Annotated in this window: 14 protein-coding genes and 2 pseudogenes; 7 read left to right on the forward strand and 9 right to left on the reverse strand. The window is 43.9% G+C overall.

Translation table 11 applies throughout. The annotated features are described in order from the left end of the window. The first annotated feature begins 62 nt into the window (after window positions 1–62). Window positions 63–935, forward strand: a pseudogene (gene blaOXA, locus K4039_RS12605) (class D beta-lactamase). Between the two features lie 675 nt (window positions 936–1,610). Here blaOXA and K4039_RS12610 read toward each other — a convergent pair. Both K4039_RS12610 and fetB read right to left on the reverse strand, forming a co-directional pair. Beyond that, window positions 1,611–2,231: a Uma2 family endonuclease gene (locus K4039_RS12610; protein WP_265235533.1), complete on the reverse strand. Its 621-nt coding sequence runs from the start codon at window positions 2,229–2,231 to the stop codon at window positions 1,611–1,613. 329 nt (window positions 2,232–2,560) lie between these two features. Further along, window positions 2,561–3,340: an ABC transporter permease gene (fetB, locus tag K4039_RS12615; RefSeq protein ID WP_265235534.1), complete on the reverse strand. Its 780-nt coding sequence runs from the start codon at window positions 3,338–3,340 to the stop codon at window positions 2,561–2,563. Between the two features lie 127 nt (window positions 3,341–3,467). On the opposite strand from fetB, the gene K4039_RS12620 reads away from it, so the two are divergent. The 4 genes from K4039_RS12620 to K4039_RS12635 all read left to right on the forward strand — a co-directional run bounded on the left by K4039_RS12620 (window position 3,468) and on the right by K4039_RS12635 (window position 7,225). Then, window positions 3,468–4,616 (forward strand): DegT/DnrJ/EryC1/StrS aminotransferase family protein, encoded by a 1,149-nt coding sequence (locus tag K4039_RS12620; protein ID WP_265235535.1) that lies wholly within the window; start codon window positions 3,468–3,470, stop codon window positions 4,614–4,616. A gap of 230 nt (window positions 4,617–4,846) precedes the next feature. Then, window positions 4,847–5,017, forward strand: a complete 171-nt coding sequence (locus tag K4039_RS12625) for a hypothetical protein (protein WP_265235536.1) — start codon at window positions 4,847–4,849, stop codon at window positions 5,015–5,017. Between the two features lie 29 nt (window positions 5,018–5,046). Further along, a complete protein-coding gene (locus K4039_RS12630; RefSeq protein WP_265235537.1) occupies window positions 5,047–6,723 on the forward strand; it encodes an AarF/ABC1/UbiB kinase family protein in 1,677 nt (558 codons plus the stop codon). Window positions 6,724–6,844: 121 nt separating this feature from the next. Continuing rightward, a complete protein-coding gene (locus K4039_RS12635) occupies window positions 6,845–7,225 on the forward strand; it encodes a hypothetical protein (protein ID WP_265235538.1) in 381 nt (126 codons plus the stop codon). A 55-nt stretch (window positions 7,226–7,280) separates the two neighbouring features. On the opposite strand, the gene K4039_RS12640 is transcribed toward K4039_RS12635, so the two are convergent. The 5 genes from K4039_RS12640 to K4039_RS12660 all read right to left on the reverse strand — a co-directional run bounded on the left by K4039_RS12640 (window position 7,281) and on the right by K4039_RS12660 (window position 13,212). Further along, the gene (locus K4039_RS12640) at window positions 7,281–8,306 is read right to left on the reverse strand and encodes an Npun_R2821/Npun_R2822 family protein (RefSeq protein WP_265235539.1); all 1,026 of its coding nucleotides are present in this window, start codon (window positions 8,304–8,306) and stop codon (window positions 7,281–7,283) included. 24 nt (window positions 8,307–8,330) lie between these two features. Then, a complete protein-coding gene (locus tag K4039_RS12645; protein WP_265235540.1) occupies window positions 8,331–9,197 on the reverse strand; it encodes an Npun_R2821/Npun_R2822 family protein in 867 nt (288 codons plus the stop codon). Continuing rightward, window positions 9,197–10,168, reverse strand: coding sequence for an alpha-1,3-mannosyltransferase family protein (locus K4039_RS12650; RefSeq protein WP_265235541.1), 972 nt, complete (start codon window positions 10,166–10,168; stop codon window positions 9,197–9,199). Before K4039_RS12650 ends, K4039_RS12645 begins: the two co-directional genes overlap by 1 nt. A gap of 389 nt (window positions 10,169–10,557) precedes the next feature. Beyond that, the gene (locus K4039_RS12655) at window positions 10,558–12,510 is read right to left on the reverse strand and encodes an FAD-dependent oxidoreductase (RefSeq protein WP_265235542.1); all 1,953 of its coding nucleotides are present in this window, start codon (window positions 12,508–12,510) and stop codon (window positions 10,558–10,560) included. 369 nt (window positions 12,511–12,879) lie between these two features. Next, window positions 12,880–13,212 (reverse strand): hypothetical protein, encoded by a 333-nt coding sequence (locus K4039_RS12660; protein WP_265235543.1) that lies wholly within the window; start codon window positions 13,210–13,212, stop codon window positions 12,880–12,882. 391 nt (window positions 13,213–13,603) lie between these two features. Between K4039_RS12660 and K4039_RS29940 the strand changes: the two genes are divergently transcribed. Beyond that, window positions 13,604–13,744 (forward strand): DNA/RNA non-specific endonuclease, encoded by a 141-nt coding sequence (locus K4039_RS29940; RefSeq protein ID WP_332972609.1) that lies wholly within the window; start codon window positions 13,604–13,606, stop codon window positions 13,742–13,744. Here the strand turns inward: K4039_RS29940 and K4039_RS12665 are convergent. After that, window positions 13,677–17,207, reverse strand: a complete 3,531-nt coding sequence (locus K4039_RS12665; RefSeq protein WP_321161603.1) for an AAA-like domain-containing protein — start codon at window positions 17,205–17,207, stop codon at window positions 13,677–13,679. The two genes, K4039_RS29940 and K4039_RS12665, sit on opposite strands and share 68 nt — an antisense overlap. Before the next feature lie 389 nt (window positions 17,208–17,596). On the opposite strand from K4039_RS12665, the gene K4039_RS12670 reads away from it, so the two are divergent. Then, window positions 17,597–18,487, forward strand: a complete 891-nt coding sequence (locus K4039_RS12670) for a LysR substrate-binding domain-containing protein (protein WP_265235544.1) — start codon at window positions 17,597–17,599, stop codon at window positions 18,485–18,487. Window positions 18,488–18,901: 414 nt separating this feature from the next. Here the strand turns inward: K4039_RS12670 and K4039_RS12675 are convergent. Beyond that, window positions 18,902–19,077: pseudogene (locus K4039_RS12675) on the reverse strand (IS630 family transposase); the annotation flags it as partial.

Consider the following 19,077-nt stretch of genomic DNA (forward strand, 5'->3'; position numbering starts at 1 on the left):
TCGATCGATCGTCTAAAATTACTGTCTGTGATTTTGCTAACCAACCTCAATTATCGAATTTTATGAACCGAATCATGCGGGCGATCGCTCTAATTGTAATTGTATTAAGCTGCATTACTGCTGTTTTAGTTCAGACATAGCAATCGGCCTTAACCGCACCAACTCCAGCCCTGGAATCTCCGCGCGGCGCAGGAGATATCGCTCAAACAACCAATTTTGGAAGGCACTTTCAAGATTTAGGAGTAGAAGGCTCGATCGCCATTTACGACTTGAATAGCGATCGGCTTTATCAACACAACCCGCCGCGCAACAGCACAGCTTTTTTACCCGGATCTACATTTAAAATTCTCAACTCTTTGATTTCCTTAGAAACAGGCGTAATTTCCAATGAACTTGCAATTCTCACTTGGGATGGAATTCAAAGGCAAATTCCCGCCTGGAATCGAGACTTGAATATGAGAGAAGCTATCAAACTTTCCGCCGTCTGGTTTTACCAAGTTCTCGCGCGCCGAGTCGGACACGAACAAATGCAAAAATGGGTAGCCAAAGCCGATTATGGCAACCAAAACATTGGCAAAAAAGATGATATTGATAAATTTTGGTTAGAAGGAGAACTACGAATCACACCCAACCAGCAAATTCAATTTTTGCGCCGTCTCCACAAAAACGACTTACCCTTTTCCGAGCGATCGATCTCTCTAGTTAAAGACATCATGATTGTCGAACAAACTCCCGATTACACAATCAGGGCAAAAACAGGCTGGGCAGTTTTTGGAGAACAAACAAAGCCTCAACTTGGCTGGTATGTCGGTTATTTAGAGAAGAATAAAAATGCTTATTTTTTTGCCACAAACATTGACATTCGCAGTACAAACGATGGAGCAGCCAGAATCGAGTTAACGCGCCGTTGCTTCAAAGATATGGGGCTGCTGTAAATGCGTTATCTGTTCTCTAATCACAAACCTGTAGATAATTCTTCTAAAATCTTACCCTCTCATATCTTGAAAAACATCTGCGTGTATCTGTGTTAATCTGCCTCGATCTGCGGTTTCCCCATTGCTCAAAAAATCACGCAATAAGTTTACCAATTATTAATTACCTTTTTCCCAACCTTACCATAAATCAAAATATTTTTAAAACTTAACAATTTAGGCTCTTTGATAATTAACAATTAAACTAGCCCAAATTTCAAGCTGGACAAGGACTTGATTTACTTTTTTATATATTTGTTCAGATATTTTTACTAATTTAGCTATTGATTTAGCATAGTAAGTAAGGAAGAACCGAAATTTGTCTAGCCTCAAAGGTTATATCAATGGGCTGATTAAATACACGACATGGCGATGAAATACAGGACACGGCCTTGCCTATTGGTGTCAACTTGAGCCTAAAAACCTTTGTATCTCTCGTTTATAGCAGAGGCCAGATCCCCCTAAATCCCCCTTAAGAAGGGGGACTTTGAAAAGAATCTTGTCCCCCCCCCCTTGAGAAGGGGCGCTGGCAGGATCGACGCTTAATCGCTAGACAGAAAACTCGCACTACGTTTGAGGTTAAGTTGACACCAATAGGAAATGCCGTGTCCCTACCCGATATCGATATTTCCAGCAATTTCATCCGTCAGTCAGTCCCGCTTGAAAAATCTGTTGCACCGTCAATTTCAACTCTGGAAAAGCTGCGGATTGGATACGATCATCTCCCCGAAATTGGATGATTTCATACTCGTCATCAACTAATTGATAAACCGATATTGTCGGTTGTTTGGGATTCCCAATAAATCGACGGCTGCCCAAACCAAGATAATCCACAATCCAATATTCTGGAATGCCCATTAGTTCATAATCGCCAACTTTCAGTAGGTAATCATTTTGCCAATTGGTGCTAACAACTTCGACAATGAGCGGAATTGATGCCCCTTGAGTCACTGTTGAGAACTTGTTCCACAGAGGTTCTGACTCTAAATTGGCTTCATTTAAGATCAGAATATCAGGTTCATAAGCAGATTTAGAATCGGGAGGCTTAACTAATGGTTGTTTGGGGATGAAATACGGAAGGTTTAATCGATCGAATTCTACGGTCAATTTTCTTGCTGAAAAACCGATCACTTTCTCATGTCTTCCTAATGGCTGTGACCTTTCAACAATTACTCCGTTGTGCAGTTCGTAATGTCCGTTTTCGGGTTTCCAGTCCAGAAATTCTTCAAAGGTTACTGGTTTAGTTGCAGTTTGAATCATGGCGACAATTTAAAGATTAATTGATTGTACAATTTATTGAGACGCGCTATCTATCTATCTATCTATCTATCTATCTATCTATCTATCTATCTATCTATCTATTTATCTATCTATTTATCTATCTATCTATCTATCTATCTATCTATCTATCTATCTATCTATCTATCTATCTATCTATCTATCTATCTATATTGTATGTCATTGCGCTTCGGGAAAGCAATCTCAGTCTTGGCGATTGCTTCGTTCCTGACAATGACACTGCTGTTTCACTCGTTACAGGCTGGGAACCAGTTAATTCATAGGACTGAAGTCCGAACGATCGAACCTTATTACCATTTGATTAATTGTGCATCTTGATTGAAAAACCTCCGGCACAATCCCTCAGTCAATAGCAGAGTTGCGATTAAAGTTGCCAGCGCTAATACAAACATAATCAAAATCTGGTAAGATGCTGCATCCAAAGGACTGACACCGCTCAGCATTTGACCTGTCATCATTCCCGGCAATGTCACAATTCCTACGACTGTCATTGTGTTTAATGTGGGGATTAATCCAGCTTTGATCGCATCTTTGCGGTACTGTTTTACTGCTTGCTGCGGTGTAGATCCTAAACTTAAATGGGTTTCTATTTCTAACTGGCTGCTGTTAACTGTACTGACAAGTCTTTCGCCCGCGATCGCCCCAGAGTTCATCGCATTGCCCAAAATCATCCCCGCTAAGGGAATCAGGTATTGCGGTTCGTACCAGGGGTCAGGTTGCAAAATTAGCAAGTTTGTATAGCCCAAAGTAAACGCCGTACTGATCAAAATTGAGCCGGAAACCAACGGCAGTAAATGCTTGATTTTTTTGCTGATGCGGTTGCTGGCCACCATGCTAGCCGTTGTCAGCATGATTGCTAACACTGCTAACACCAGCCAAGGATTTTTCCCCTCCGGCGCAAACACCACGGCGAGCACGTAGCCGACTCCGATTAGCTGGATCAGGGTGCGCCCCGCCGCGATCGCGATCGCCCCTTCCAACCCCAATCCCTGCCACGCCGAAAGCCCGATCGCGATCGCCACCATCCCCAAAGCCCAACCCAAATCAATCAAATCTAGCTGAATTAACACACGCGCTCTCTTTCGATAAAGTGATTGTTTGCCCGTCCAACTATAAGATATTTGAATAAAGGTTTCTGAAAAACATTTTTACTGTAAAAATTTGCTTTGATAATGGTTGCAATTTGTGGTGTCAAGAGTGAATAACGTTCCCCCCCTCGACTTAACCCAGCAGTACGCCCAGATTGGCGACGAGATCAGCGCTGCGGTGCAAAAAGTGCTCGCCTCTGGCGGCTACGTAGGCGGCCCAGCCGTCAAGAGTTTTGAGCAAGAGTTTGCCGACTATATCGGCGTTTCCGACTGCGTTGGCTGCAACTCCGGCACCGATGCCCTGATTTTGGCCTTGCGAGCTCTCAAAATTGGCCCCGGCGATGAAGTGATTACCACTCCTTTTACCTTTTTCGCTTCGGCTGAGACAATTAGCGCTGTGGGTGCAACTCCCGTATTTGTCGATATTGACAGCGCAACTTTGAATCTGGATGTCGAACTCATCGAAGCGGCAATTACTGAAAAAACTAAGGCAATTATGCCGGTGCACATCTTCGGACAACCCACAGATATGACTCGGTTGATGGAAATTGCCACCAAGCATAATTTAGCGGTAATCGAAGATTGCGCCCAGTCTGTCGGCGCCGAGTGGCAGTCTCGAAAAGTCGGCAGCATCGGCCATATCGGCTGTTTCAGCTTTTATCCGACCAAAAACCTAGGCGCTTGCGGTGACGGCGGCGCGGTGACGACAAATGATCCGGCCCTCGCAGCTTCCATGCGAATGCTCAAGGAACACGGTCAGTCTTCTCGGTATTTTTATGAAGAAATCGGCTACAACAGCCGTCTGGATGCCCTACAAGCGGTGATTCTCAGCATTAAATTGCGGTATCTCGACGGTTGGAACTCCCAAAGGCGATCGATCGCGACAGTTTACGGCGAATGTCTCTCCCGCGTGCCCGGAGTTGCAGTCCCCAAGGAATTGCCAGCCGCCAAGGGAGTTTGGAATCAATACACAATTCGGCTGACAAGTCAAGAAGACGAGCCCAATTCCTCTGGCAATTTCCGGGACTTGATGCGGACTAAGTTGCAGGAATCTGGCATCGGTTCGATGGTCTACTATCCGTTACCTTTGCACCTGCAACCTGTTTACAAATCTTTGGGTTATCAAGCCGGTCAGTTGCCTGTGGCTGAGCAAGTTTGTCGCGAAGTCTTGTCTTTGCCGATGTTCCCGGAACTGACCAGGGATCAACAAGAGCGGGCGATTTATGGGCTGAAAGATTGTTTGGCACAGGGCGGATAGGATTTAGTAGGTTTTGTGCGATCGCCCGATCGACAAAAACGCTTTCCTGACATAGGAATTACAGCGTTGCAGTGCCGTACTGTTTCCGCGATCGGGGAAATCTGTTAAGTATTTTGACCGATCACTTGTACTTTTATGTACTATAATTTTAATGAAAAGAAACAAATTTAGGCTGGCAATCCGCCTTCAACGGGTGCATTTTCCGCTCGCCTAAAATTTGCGATCGGTCAATGATGAAGAAGGAAAAAGGAAAAAGGAAGAGGGAAGAAGGAAGAAGGAAGAAGGAAGAAGGAAGAGGGAAGAATAAAGAATGTTTGAACTTTCGACTTCCCATCCCCGATGCCCGATGCCCGATGCCCGATGCCCGATGCCCAATTCTCAATTCTCAATTTAACCTGTAATTTTCATAAAATCAGAGGAAAATAAACGAGTGCCTCAGTATCAATTCACTCAGGCTAGACGCTACGATCCACAAGCGATCGCTCAGTATTACCGCAACCGTCCTTGGAAAGCAATTTGGCGAGCAATTACTGTTATTTGGTCTTTTGCAGGCTTCGTGCTGGGGATGCTGTGGGACAGTTGGCAGCACGAAGTCGCAGCACACCAGCCGGAACGCGCCACCCACCTACGACAAATACTCACTCGCTTGGGCCCCACTTTCATTAAAGTTGGCCAAGCACTCTCTACTAGACCAGACTTAATCCGCAAAGACTTTCTCCAAGAATTGATCAAACTTCAGGATCAATTGCCGCCCTTTGACTCAGTGCGGGCTTTCAAGATTATTGAAGCAGAACTCGATCGCAAAATTAGCGAAATGTACAGCGAAATATCCTCCGAACCTGTCGCCGCCGCCAGTCTCGGTCAAGTATATCAAGCCCGTTTAATCACCGGAGAAGAAGTCGCAGTTAAGGTTCAACGACCGAATTTGCTGCCCGTCTTGAGCCTTGACCTTTACTTAATGCGCTGGGCTGCTGGATGGATTGGCCCCTTGCTGCCGCTGAATCTCGGCCACGACCTCTCTTTAATAGTCGATGAATTCGGCATTAAACTATTCGAGGAAATTGATTATATCAATGAAGGCCGCAACGCCGAGAAATTTGCGACCAATTTTGCCGATGACCCGACAGTAAAAGTTCCGAGTATTTACTGGCGCTATACTTCAAAATGCGTTCTGACTCTCGAATGGATTGACGGCATCAAGCTGACAGATATAGAACGTGTTAAAGCCGCAGGTTTGGACACCAATAGTTTAATTGAAGTCGGAGTTCGCAGCGGTTTGCGGCAGTTGTTAGAACACGGATTTTTTCACGCTGACCCCCATCCAGGAAATCTGTTTGCTTTAGCAGATGGCCGCATGGCTTACATCGATTTTGGGATGATGGATCAGATGGAAGAAGCAACTAAAGAAAATTTGGTTGATTCTGTCGTTCATTTGATTAACAAAGATTATTTACAGTTAGCTAAGGATTTTGTCAAACTTGGCTTTTTGACACCAGATACAGATATTATGCCGATCGTCCCGGCATTGGAATCTGTTCTCGGCGATATTGTCGGCGAAAAGGTGGCAGATTTTAACTTCAAGACGATTACAGACCAGTTTTCGGAGTTGATGTACGATTATCCTTTCCGAGTACCCGCGAAATTTGCCTTAATTATTCGGTCTCTCGTGACAGAAGAAGGTTTAGCCCTGACACTGAATCCCGATTTCAAGATAGTCGAGGTGGCGTATCCCTACGTCGCGCGCCGTTTGTTGAATGGGGAATCTCCAGCATTGCGGCGTCGCCTGATTGAGGTATTATTCAAGGATGGCAAATTTCAGTGGAATAGGTTAGAGGAGATGATCGCGATCGCCAGATCCGATCGCAGTTTCGACCTACTACCCACAGCCCAACTAGGCTTGCAATTCTTGCTATCAGAGGAAGGCTCGTTTTTGCGCCGCCAGCTAATGTTAGCGTTAATTGAGGACGATCGTCTTCACACCGAAGAAGTTCGCAGCCTCTGGAACTTAGTCAAAGAAGACCTGCAACCAAGCCGCCTGTTCAACGTTGCCCTAGGTGCTTTAGCAGAGTTTTCCACAGCAGGAACAGCCGCGCTGACTCGATTTTAACTAGAAGGAAGAGGGAAGAAGGAAGAAGGAAGAAGGAAGAAAAATAATTCTACTTTTACCAATTCCCAATTCCCAATTCCCAATTCCCAATTCCCAATTTACCCAACTTCAGGAATTATTCGTGTATTACTTTCCAGAACCTCCGTATTTTTTAATGTCCGCTGGATTACTAGCAGGTATGGCTTCCGGCTTAGCCTTTGAAGCAACTCTAAAACAAGCCGTACAACTCTGGTCTAAAAATCGTTCTAGTCGTACTTTGTCCAACCTAAAAGGTCTACAATTGCAGTTACCTTTTTTAGGAATGTCCGGCGGAATTTGCATATTTTTAGCTTCAGGAATGGAGATTTTCGGCTTCCAAAAATTACTTTCCTATGTTCTAGCCCTGCCGCTGACACTACTAACAGCATGGCTAGTTTGGACTCAACTAGGCAAAGTTTTAATTGAACTACAACGTGGAGGTTCCCAAGCCCTAGACTTGGATTCTTTTTTTGAAGAACCATAGTTAAACATCAACCCTCTTTTCAGAAAAGAAAAGGGGTTGATTCGTAGTCAAAAATTTAGTCATTCTTGATTAAAACTCGCCACTTAAATAAAACATTATTAATTTTTTGAATCCCCCAATTTTTTAAATTTCTCTGCCAGCGAACAAACAAATTCGGTGGCACTAATTTTGGCAGTTTTTCCGGCGAATTCAAATAGCGGTAGTGCAGAAATACCTCTCGGTAGGGAATCTCAACATCTTCCCCAGCACACAATCGAGTAAACTTGGCAGCGGAAATACTCATATAATGTAAATAAGTCAGCCGCCGTCCTTGATCGTATAAAACATAATCTATCACATCAAATTGAGAAGACCAATGATTGCCCGTTATCAGTGCAGGTTGATCGTAAGCAAAGTTATAAAAAGAAATGTCACTACGGGCGACTAAATAGTTAAATAAAGGTTGGTCAGCTCCCCGCAAGGACAAGATTTCAGCTTCTCCAGAAGTCAATTTTTTTAATAGTTCTGCTGCATTATTGCGATTTAAAATACCTTTTTTTGAAGCAAACCAACCATTACAAAAAATCAGAGATTTTAGTTCGTCAAGTTGGAAAATTTCTGCAAGTTTTTGTGATGATAAATCAAACACATAATTGAGGTCAGATTTGTACTGAAAATCGTTAGCTACCCACTCAAATTCATCAATTTTTTGATAGATGTAATCCAGAGTTCCCATTAACAGAGTGTCAGCGTCAAAATAGACAAATTTGTCAAAATGGCCGTCAAAACAGCAAAGTTTTCGGTGCCTTTCCAGACAGTGAACTTGTCGCCAACCTTTAGCTTGCCAAACTTTTTGAGCTTTTTCGTGAGATGTCCAAGCTTGAGTCGCAAAGTCTTCCCAAAAATTGATGGAATCGGTATTTTCAAATAAAGTAACATTGCTTCGCGAGGCAATTTCCACTCGCAGTTTTTGCAAGTTATCATTGTATGGAATGATGCAAACAGGAATATCTTGTGCGCCGTTGACTTCGAGACTGTTCAATAAAGCAACTAACTGGTCAAAAACCACATCGTTTCCCAGAATATAAATGCCATTAGTCATAGTTTTTTAATAAAAAATGTATTCCTACAAATATCTGAACAATCTTTGCATTAAATTAGGTTTTTCTTGATGCAAATAACGATAATGTTGCCAAAGTTTCCAGTAAGGGCTACCCGATTTAATTGGTATCCCAGCCCAGTGAATATATTTTAACCTTTTGTCTTTGTCATAAAGCACGTAATATATTTCTTGAAAATGTCTAGAACCCGCCCAGCTACCGGGTTCTGTTGCTGATTTTTTGGCGAGATTGCAGCGCTTAGGAATCAACTTAAGAATCATGTAATTTAGTATAGGTTGGTCTGTGACATTTTGAGCAAAGTCAAAATATTCTCGATGCTGCGCGCATTCTCGCAAAATGTTGTACATTTGCGATTCTGTAATAGTGCCTTTTCTCGAAGCCCAGAAACCGCTGTTAAAGACATCTTGAAGTTGTGAGTCGGTAAATATATTCTGTTCTTTTACAATAGGTGAAAATATATTTCGCAGTTTTTCGCTGATGTGGTGATAGTCGCAGCAAAAAAAGTCTACTTCTGAGAGTTTGTTTAAGTTGGCTGCGATGTCTTCAAAGACGATGATATCTGTATCGATGTACAGAAATTCGTCGAGGGGGCCAAACCAGGCGCAGAGTTTCCGCATTTTGTTGGGAAGGGCTAAAAAAGTGCGATCGAATATTTGGCCAATTTCCCTGGTAAACTGTTCCACAAACCCCAGATTTGGGAACAATTGCACCCCGTAGAGGCTGTTGAGTGTGGCCGCGACTTGCTGATAATTGTCGTCAAACGGGATCAAAAAAACTGGTACTTGACAATTGTACAGACGTATGCTGGCTAAAAGGGCGATCGCACTTTCCATCACCCTATCATTAGCAACAATATAAATACCGCGACTCATCAATTTATCCTCAACCTTCTCAACACTCTTTGTAGCAAATTCGGCGCAGAAACATCAGCATAAGACATTAGCGGTTCCGTAAAAACCGGCCGCTTTTCCGGTTCGCGGAGATAGCGATAGTGCAGAAACAAATCCCGATAAGGAAACTCAATATTTTCACCAGCACAAACTCTCCGAATCAAATCCGGCTGCACCCCAATATAATGAATATAAGTCAGCCGATTTCCCTTATCATAAAGAATAAAATCTTGCTCTTGAAAATGTTTAGAAGTAACACTGCACCCAGTTTTTAAATTATCAGCGAGACTGCGAGCAAGGTTATAACTACTAATGCCAGTTTTCATCACCATATAGTTGAGGAAAGGCTGTTCTCCAGCACCTTCATACAAAATTTCTGCCTCCCCCGAATGCAGTTGAGCCAACAACCATTCTCTAGTATATTTGTCAAAAAGTCCTTGCTTACTTCCGTAAAAACCCGAACAAAATATTTCTGAATTTATGCGATTATGCTCGAATACTTTTAGCAGTTTCGGAGACGAAATATTGTATACTTTAGTCGGATCAGTAAATTGGAAATCATAAACCACAAAATCCGATTCATTTAACTTCTCAAAAACCGAATCAAGCGAATTCATCACCAAAGTATCAGCATCCATATAGATAAACCTTTCAAAAGGCCCATCAAAAGCACAAAAACGACGGTGCGCGCCGTAAAGCCGAAACTTTTGGCGATTCAAGCGCTCAGGTGCGGCTGCTTGCATGAATTCATCCCATCGCTGAATTGATTCGCTATCTTCATACAGAAAAACATTGGGACGATTGGCAAGTTCAGCTTGAATTTGTTGTATCTCATCGTCAAAAGGATAAATACAGACAGGAGTATTTGAGCCTAAAATCACTTCAATACTGTTAAGTAAAGCAATTAATTGATCATAAACCGTATCATTGGCTAGCGTGCAAATTCCATTCATACATATTTAATATCAAATCCAGTATATTAACCGTGATATCTGTAGATACTGTGTTTTTTGCCCTTACCTATTTAATTCGTCCAAGCACTCATCTTCTCGCTTGTATACGAGTGCTATTAGCTAAATCCGCCCCTACAAGGGTCGGGTTTAGCTAAGAATCTATGATACAAGTCAGTTTGTGAAGGAAAAACCCGCCCTCCCCAGCTAATAATCACGGAGATACAAGCCAGTTTGTGAAGGAAAAACCCGCCCTCCCCAGCTAATAATCACGGAGATACAAGCCAGTTTGTGAAGGAAAAACCCGCCCTCCCCATCTAAATGTTTATCTGTACCAGCCTACTTAGTAGTCGTTCCAGCGGACAGGATATAAACCCGCCCCGCTGCCAACTTTAGATTTTCAGCACGCCTTCGGGATTCACCGTCAAGAGCGATCGCCTTTGCAAACCCTCCTGGTATAAAATAGCATTAGCTGCCAACAAACCGCTGCTCACCGCCCTTTCCATTAAACCGCAAGGAAACGGCATTTTTACCCAATCTCCCGCAAACAACAGATTGGGAACAGCGCAGCAAGTCTCCGGGCGTTCCGCATAACTACCGGGCGGATAACCGGAAAAATTCTTTTGATTTACCAACTCCCGGTGTAGCATAGTTGCTGCTTTTAATTCCGGCACAATTTCATACAATTCTTCCTCAAAAGTCGCGAGCAAAACTTCCTGGTTGGGGAATTCTTTCTCCTTGTAACAATAAGCGTGCAGTTCCACTACGCTACCACCAGTTTTCTGGTTCCACTCGATGAACTGATCCTGAATTTTGTGGTAAAGTGTGATGCTGTCAGTCAGTTTGTAGCCCGACAGTGAACTGAAATTGCTGTGTTCCCAGGGGAATTCGCGATCGAACCAAAAACGACCCACCGCAAACGGATCGGCTATTTTCAATTCCTCAATTCGGCTCTGCACCTGCGGATTCACCTCACCGCTGGCCAAACTAAACAAATGCTGCATCCCCGGAACATCCGCCGCAAACACATAATAATCAGCTTTCAAGGTTTCCCCCACATTCTGCGGTTGCGACTTATTCGTAGCGGCGGCTAACTGTATCTCATCGGCTTTTTTTTCAACTACCTTAAATCTCGGCAAATCCCGCTGAGCAGGCCCGCTCACAACTCGCCCCTCAGCATCAAAAACTGCCCCGTGACAAGGACAGTGAAATTGACCATCGTTTTGTTTCTTAACTGTGCAGCCTTGGTGAGTACAGCTCAGAGAAATCGCCTCTTTGCCTCCTGGTGCGGCGGCAAATACGCTGTCGCCAGCGCCGAAATATTCCGTAGAGTTGCTGTCAGTTAACAGCGTGTTTTGTTTCACCCAAAAAGGTACTTTGCTTTGCACGTCTCCCGACTGATAAGTCAAAGAATCAATCTGGCCATTTTCCCAGTGAATATTACTAACGGCGACATCTGTTAATACTTTGCCACCTTTGCTTTCAATGGCTTGGGCAATCGGCTGCACCAAACTCGTGCCCATATCTTGCCGCGTGCCATTGAAGGCTAAACCTTCAGGATTTCCGAAAAAGTAAAAGTGGAAAAATTGCATTAATTCTCCCACACTCAATTCGTCGGGAGCGTTGAGACTGGATTTGGCAAAAGGCAGAAAATACAAGTCGTAAAGTCCGCGCGGGAATTCACCTTTTACCCAGTCGGCAACTGATATGTTGTCGAGGCGAGCAAAACTTTTTTGAGTTTGAAAGCCGCCGATTTCTCGAAATACTCGCCAGTGAGCAGGTTTTGTCAGATTGATTCCCCACTTGAGCCGATTGGGCGAAGATATCCCCAAGTCAACTATATTCCAGGGGAAAGCTGAATGGTTGGGACGGAAAACTTCTGGTTGGTATTTGCCGTCTCGAAAGACGACGGCGTAGGATTCTAAAGATACAAAGTTATCGGTAATTTCTAGTTCTTCAACCACACTTTTGAGGTTGTAGTATTGCGGAAAAAAACCGTGGAAACCGTGTTCCATCATGAAGGTTTCGTTCCCAACTTGTATCGGCCAACTAGCAATTTTGCCGCCGAGTTGGGGCGATTTGTCCAACAGTGTGACGGCGAAACCCCGCTGACTTAGTTCGTAAGCACAGGCGAGTCCGGCTAAGCCTGCGCCGACAACTGCGACGGTTTTGGGTGTATTCAGCATTCGCGGCAAGTCCAGAGTATCTTGCCCAAAAACGGCGGGTTCGGGTTTGGAAAATCGAGAGTAGCCCAGCAGCCCGCCGGCGGCACCGACTCCGAGAAATTTGAGGGCGGTGCGTCGAGAAACTGGTGGAGATAGCGGTGGATTGGTTGATTCACTCATAAACTGTAGTTTAGACTAAAAAATGAGCGCAGCTAAAAGTAGCCGCCTTGTAAGATCAGGCAAGCTGTTGCTCAAAAACTCAAGAAGTAGAAGATTAAATAGCTAATCTTGAAGACTTTTTGCGTCGAGAAACCCGTTTTTTAACGGTGGGATATCGCGGTGCTTTAGTCCGTACCTTTCCTTTTTCCCAACCAGGGGATTTTCCCCTATGTTTAGGCAGTTTCGCGGGAGTAATAATGTCAACTAAAAGCCACAACATTGATTGGGTAACACGTCCAGGAGTTAAATTGATATTAGCAGATTGCCAGGGTAGTATATTCTCGACCACTAAATCCCTAGCTAACCAAAGTTGCCAACTCATCAATGGCATTAGATCGCTCCACCGTTCACTCGGTCTAAGACTGCTAATACTGGATGGAGGCTCTGTTCACAGACAAGTTTGAGTTGGGAAGCTGCTTGAAGTATGGGTGAAGACCCACTACTAATTCTTTCATGAAGTAGGGGTAATGCCCAACTTCCTTGAGCTTCGGGTATCCACGCAATTGTACTATATCCCTGTCCAATAATTACTCCCCCCTGATATTCATGGGTTCTGTCTTTTAATGTTTTAGCATGACTGTCTCCCCCATGCAGGTCGATTGCCACTAATATATGTTCTGTTGGGGGTACTTGTTGTTCTAATTGCTGAAGATACAGCAGCATCAGTTTTTTCCGGTTCGGCCTACAGTCTTGCAATGCTTCGTAGACACGCTTGCCATTGACGATTGAATAATGGATTGAGTGAAAATTGGGCAAAACATGACGCATTCGGGCGTGGTCATTACTGCATCCATCAGCTCAAATGTTGCATCCTTGCCTCGTACCAATAACTCGTATGCTTCTTGACGAAAGTCTTTTAATCGTTCACTGTTCATTTAAGGAGTGGATAGGTTTTTATTTTTCACCCTCATTCTCTCCTTAACGGTGGCTCTAGTTCTTCTTTTGCCACCGTTCTCATCTTTATTTAGTCTAAACTACAGTCAATAACCGCAACTTACTCCAGGGCAATCCCAGTAATGCAGCTTCGAGTATTGCCAGCATCGACAACTACCTGATGGTAAAGCCGCCGCAATACGTGATGAGCTACAACAGCAAAACTCACACCGCTAACTGGGTTTCGTGGCAGCTCAATAAATCTTGGATTGGAACAGCCGATCGCACAAATGTCTATCCACCTCCTTCACTTCGGCATTAGTTCGCAGATAATCCCGCACCAAATCGCAACCCGACGCTACTACCCTATCTAGCTCTACAGACTGCTCTAAATTCCACAAAATTACCGTTTTGTCCTCAGAAGCCGAAGCCAAAGTTTTGCCATCAGGAGCAAAAGCTAATCCCTTAACCCCAGCACTATGTCCAATTAGATTTGTTATGAATGTACCGTCAGACTTCCAGAGCTTAATTATCCCATCATTACTGCCTGTAGCAATTGTCTGGCTATCAGAGCTAAACGCTACACTCCAAATCCCAGAATCATGTCCCCTAAGAGTATGCAATAACTTACCCTCACGACTCCAAAGTTTAGCCGTCTTGTCTTCACTCACCGAAGCAATCAATTCGCCATTAGGACTGAAAGCTACGTTCATAACTGCACTATTATGACCTTGAAGAGTCTTGAATAAGCTGTCCTCACTTTTGACCTCTGATTGAGAATCTATCCCGCGCTGGTGATTCAAAACCGCAGCCAAACGCCAAAGCTTTACAGTCTTGTCGCCACTGCTAGAAACAAGCGTCGAACCATCGGGACTAAAAGCAACCCCCCAAGTCCCCGCCTTGTGTCCTCTAAAAGTAGCAATTTCCGTGCCGTTGACGCGCCAAAGTTTGATTGTGCGATCGGTACTCGAAGATGCCAGCATATTACCGTCAGGGCTAAAAGCGACTCTCCTAATAGCACCCTCATGCCCTTTGAGACTATCAAGTAATGTACCGTCTGGACTCCAAAGCTTGATCGATTGGTCTCTACCAACAGTAGCAATCGTTTTCCCATTAGGAGCGATCGCAACTGAGCTAAGCTGAAGGCTGGGCTCTTTTAAGCGCCTATTGATAATCCCGTCCTTGCGCCACAACATAACCTCCTTCGGACTCGATGAAGCCAGTAACTGTCCGTCGTTGCTAAAAGCTACTCCCCAAACTCCAGCCGTATGTCCCCGCAGAACTGTCAGCAACCGATTGCGTAATTTCCAGACTTTTACAGTGCCATCCCAAGATGCAGAGAATAGTGTCTCGCCATTGGGACTAAATGCAAGATCTTTAATCGCACTGTCATGGCCTTTAATCGCATTCAAAGCAGTACCGTCCTTGCTCCAGAATTTTAGCATCTTGTCGTCAGAACCAGAGACGATTATTTGCCCGTTCGGGCTAAAAGCTAGGGCGTTAATTGCAGCATCATGTGCAGTGAAATTCCTTAACAAACTGCCGTCACGCAGCCACAATTCTAGTTGACCGTCTCCATTACCTGTTGCCAGGGTTTTGCCATCAGGACTAAAGGCAATTGATAAAACAGGAGATTGAATATCTGAAAATGTTGTCAGCAATGTGCCATCCCGTTGCCAGAGTTTGACAGTGCCGTTTTCAGAAGCCGAAGCAATCAGTTGTCCATCGGGGCTAAAAACGACTTGCTGAACGCTCGCGCCATGCCCTGTCCAGGTTTTTAGCAATGTGCCGTCACTGCGCCAGAGTTTTATCGTACCGTCCGTACCGGACGAAATAATCAGTTTTCCGTCAGGACTAAACTTGACTTGGCCAGTTGTAGATTTAAACCCTTTCAAAGTTTTCAGCAATGTGCCGTCACTGCGCCAGAGTTTGACGGTTGTGTCTCCGCTTGCTGAAGCAATGAGCTCACCGTCGGGGCTGATGGCTACTCCTATCACTGGGCCTTGATGTCCTTTGAGAGTATTCAGCAACTTGCCATCGCGCTGCCAAATTTGGATGCCATCTTGCAATGTTGCCACAGCAATAATCTCGCCATCAGAACTTACATTTAATGCGTTATTTGCCGAAGCATAACCCGAAAAGCGGTTAAATTCAACTGATCCATAAATTGACCGCCGCAAAGCCAATTCTACCATTGTTTCTGTCTGCGAATTTGATGAGGCTAACTGTTTGAGTTCTTTTCTTGCCCCAAGCGCTTCAATTAAAGCATCTAACCTTTTATCTAAGGAAAAGAGGGCTTCCGAATATCTAGCCCTGCCTTGAATTTTTTCTATTTGCTCATTGCGTTGGCTAGCGATCGCTTTTTGGTACTGGAAGAAAGCAAAGATTCCGGCTGCAATCGCGACTGCTAAAGCGAAGGAAAGTGCAGCAATCCAATAAGTTTGGCGTTTGGCATTTTTTTTCTTGAGTGCCAGCCTAGCTTCTACTTCCTTAAGCCGTTCTGCTTCTAAAAATAATTGCAATTCTTGTCTGTCTACTTCTTGGCTTTCTGCTAAAAAATGATAGTCCAAATCGCTTAAACTTTTGCCCTGGCTCCAAGTTTGAGCATCTTTTAAAGCTTGTCCGCGCAACAATCGCGATTTATCTTTTTGCCCGGAAGCTACCCAAGCATCAAACACCTGGGAGTAAGGACGCAAGTCCGCTAAATTTTTTTCAACCCATTGAAGATTAAATATTTGTTGATAAATGCGATTTTTTACCCATAATATTCCATCCTGTCGGAGGACTAAACCGCTGAGTAACAATTCAATTTGTTCTAGACTATCATCACTTTTTACTTCAATTCCTTGCAAAATTTTTTGATAAATGCCTAGAATTCTACCAGCGCGCTTACCACTCCGTTGAATGCGATCGCGAATCGTTTTTAGGTGTTCCGGTTCATCCTGCGATTCCCAACGCTCAATGATGCGAGTTTTGACCAAGTTCTCAATCCAGAACGATTCCGTACCAAGTGGAATACTTATCTTGTCACCCTGTTCCATTGTCGGCTGACTCAATTCCACGACTAATTGACACAACTTCTGAGTCAAAAACGGTTGTCCCGCCGTCCAGTATAAAATCGCCTTCACAACCGATGCTGGCTGTTCCACCATCTTTTCCAATCCTTGAATTAAAGGAGTAACTTCCTCCCACTCAAAGCCTTTTAGTTCGATCGTCAGTCCAATATTAAACGGTGTCTTGGTTCTGTCTCGAATCAGATCCGAGGGAGTTGCTACCCCAAAAATCGCAAAGGTAATGCGTTGATATTCTGGGTTGATCGCCCGTTGGTTATAGCAGAAACGAATTAGGGAAAAAAAGTCATCAATAGAAAAATCAAGCCCCAGAAAACTGTCAATTTCATCGACAAAGATAAACAACTGTTCTTGTGGGAACTGCACCAGTATCAATTCCTCAATAAACCACCGCAGCCGTTGCAATAAACCGAGATCGCTGCGTTCTTGCCACCAAGTTTTTAGATTTAAGGACTCCCGTAACTTTAACTGTCGCCACAAGTCACCGACGAATCCCTTGTACCATTGCAGTGGAGTAATTTGTTCGCTGCCCACCACACTCAAATCGACGGCAACGCAGCGAAAGCCATCTTGTTCGAGGCGGTGCTTGGTTCGCACCAACAGCGAAGATTTGCCCATTTGCCGGGAGTTGAGGACATAGCAGAACTCTCCTCGCTTTAGGGCTTCCTTCATACAGTTGCGAGTCGGCTTGTCGCTGTACGTAACTGGGTGCATCAATGGTTAAACTGCCGCCGAGTTGATAGCTATCTTGGGGCATAAGAAATTGATTTTTACAGTTAAGAGTAGAACGCAATACGATTCACTTAAGACAGATCCCCTGGCACACCCCTTAAAAAGGAGGGGACAAAAATACCCTCAAAGTCCCCCTTCTTAAGGGGGATTTAGGGGGATCTCCGGTGTATAAATAGTGTTAAGTGAACCGTATTGGGATAGAACGTTTGTTGAGAAGAATTGAGGATATCTGCATCCAGGTGGTAAATCAAATGACTCATCCTACTCTGCCGATTTCATAATTATCAATTCAGGATAATAGAACAGATAAGTTAAAGCAAATGCTTTATAATCATGACACCTATAGCTTTTAGGCATACCCCATACAAGTCATGGAATTACGGCATCTTAAATATTTTGTGGCCATTGCAGAAGAACTCAGCTTTAGCCGTGCTGCAATCCGGCTATATATTTCCCAGCCAACGTTAAGCCGTCAAATCAAAAACCTGGAAAACGAACTGGGCGTTGTGCTATTTCTCAGACAATCTGATGGGTTGACACTCACAGAAGGGGGAGAATTTTTTTTCAAAAAATCAAAAGATATTTTGCATCGCAGTCATCTGGCTGTGCAAACTCTTAAGACTCATTACACCGATAAGCATGAGCCTTTGGTTATTGGCTACATTCCCACCATCCTTGAGAGTTTTCTTGGTAAAACCCTACAGCGCTTTGGACTTGTCCATCCTGAAGTTGCCGTGCGTTTCCAGGAGATGCCGCCTAGCGAACAAGTTAGAGCATTGCGAGATGGGGCGATCGATATTGCGTTTATGGGCAATCCACCTTCGGAGTTAGATTCCGAGTTTGTAGTCAAATGCGTTAAGAAAGTGCCGATCGCTGCTGTATTACCGGATACACATCCCTTGGCACATAAATCCTCAATTAACCTAGCTTCCCTGGTATCAGAAAAATTTATTGGGATGTCTGAAGAAAAGTTTCCGGGGCGCAACTCACGCATCCGCGCCACTTGCCATGAAGCCGGATTCACGCCAAATCTGCATTTGGAAGCCGATAGCCATGCCTCCATGATTGCTCTGGTTGCTGCTGGGCAAGGGGTAGCAGTTATGCCGAATGAGGCCGGAGCACTGCCCCATCCCCAAGTTGTGTTTGTGCCGTTGCACCATCCCATAGACTACGCGCGATCGACTGCCATGTGGAGGAAAGAAATACCTACTCAATCTTTAGATAAATATCTCGAAATTCTGTTCGAGTATATTCAAAATTAAAGGATAATGGTGCTGAATAATTAATAAGAATAATTGCGAAACTAACTATTCCAAATTAATTATCTCATGTCCGGTAAATTAATAACATAAACTGTTTAGAGTGCGGACTTTAGTCTGGCTTGGTTGCGAACTCTAGTCCGCACTACGAACTAATCGGGAGCATCTCAAATATGTAATAAGTATAAATACTATTCACGCCAAAGCGAGATTTAAATAAGCACAACGATGTTTTAGAACTTGAGCCAGATTGTCACGATTCCACCAGGCCCCGGATATTTTGATTCTTCGTCCAATCTGTTTAATTGTAGCCTCGACAGCAAAGCTAACCAATTGTGATCTTTTGAGACTGCATCGCCTGATAATCAGGAATCCTCCATCGATGTCGTTCTATATATAGCAATCCTAAATCATTTTCTATGTATAGGTGTACTGATGGATTTTGGGGAAATCAAATTTATGTTCCTTTGTGAAAAACTCAAACAAAAATTTAATTATCTTAAAAGACTTACATAAATACCAATACTTTCGTGAAAAATTTTTAGCTTGTAACCAAATATCTTCAACGAGATTTTGTTCGGGAGCATTGGGAG

The sequence above is a fragment of the Lyngbya sp. CCAP 1446/10 genome (genome assembly GCF_026130175.1).
Lineage (GTDB): Bacteria > Cyanobacteriota > Cyanobacteriia > Cyanobacteriales > Microcoleaceae > Microcoleus.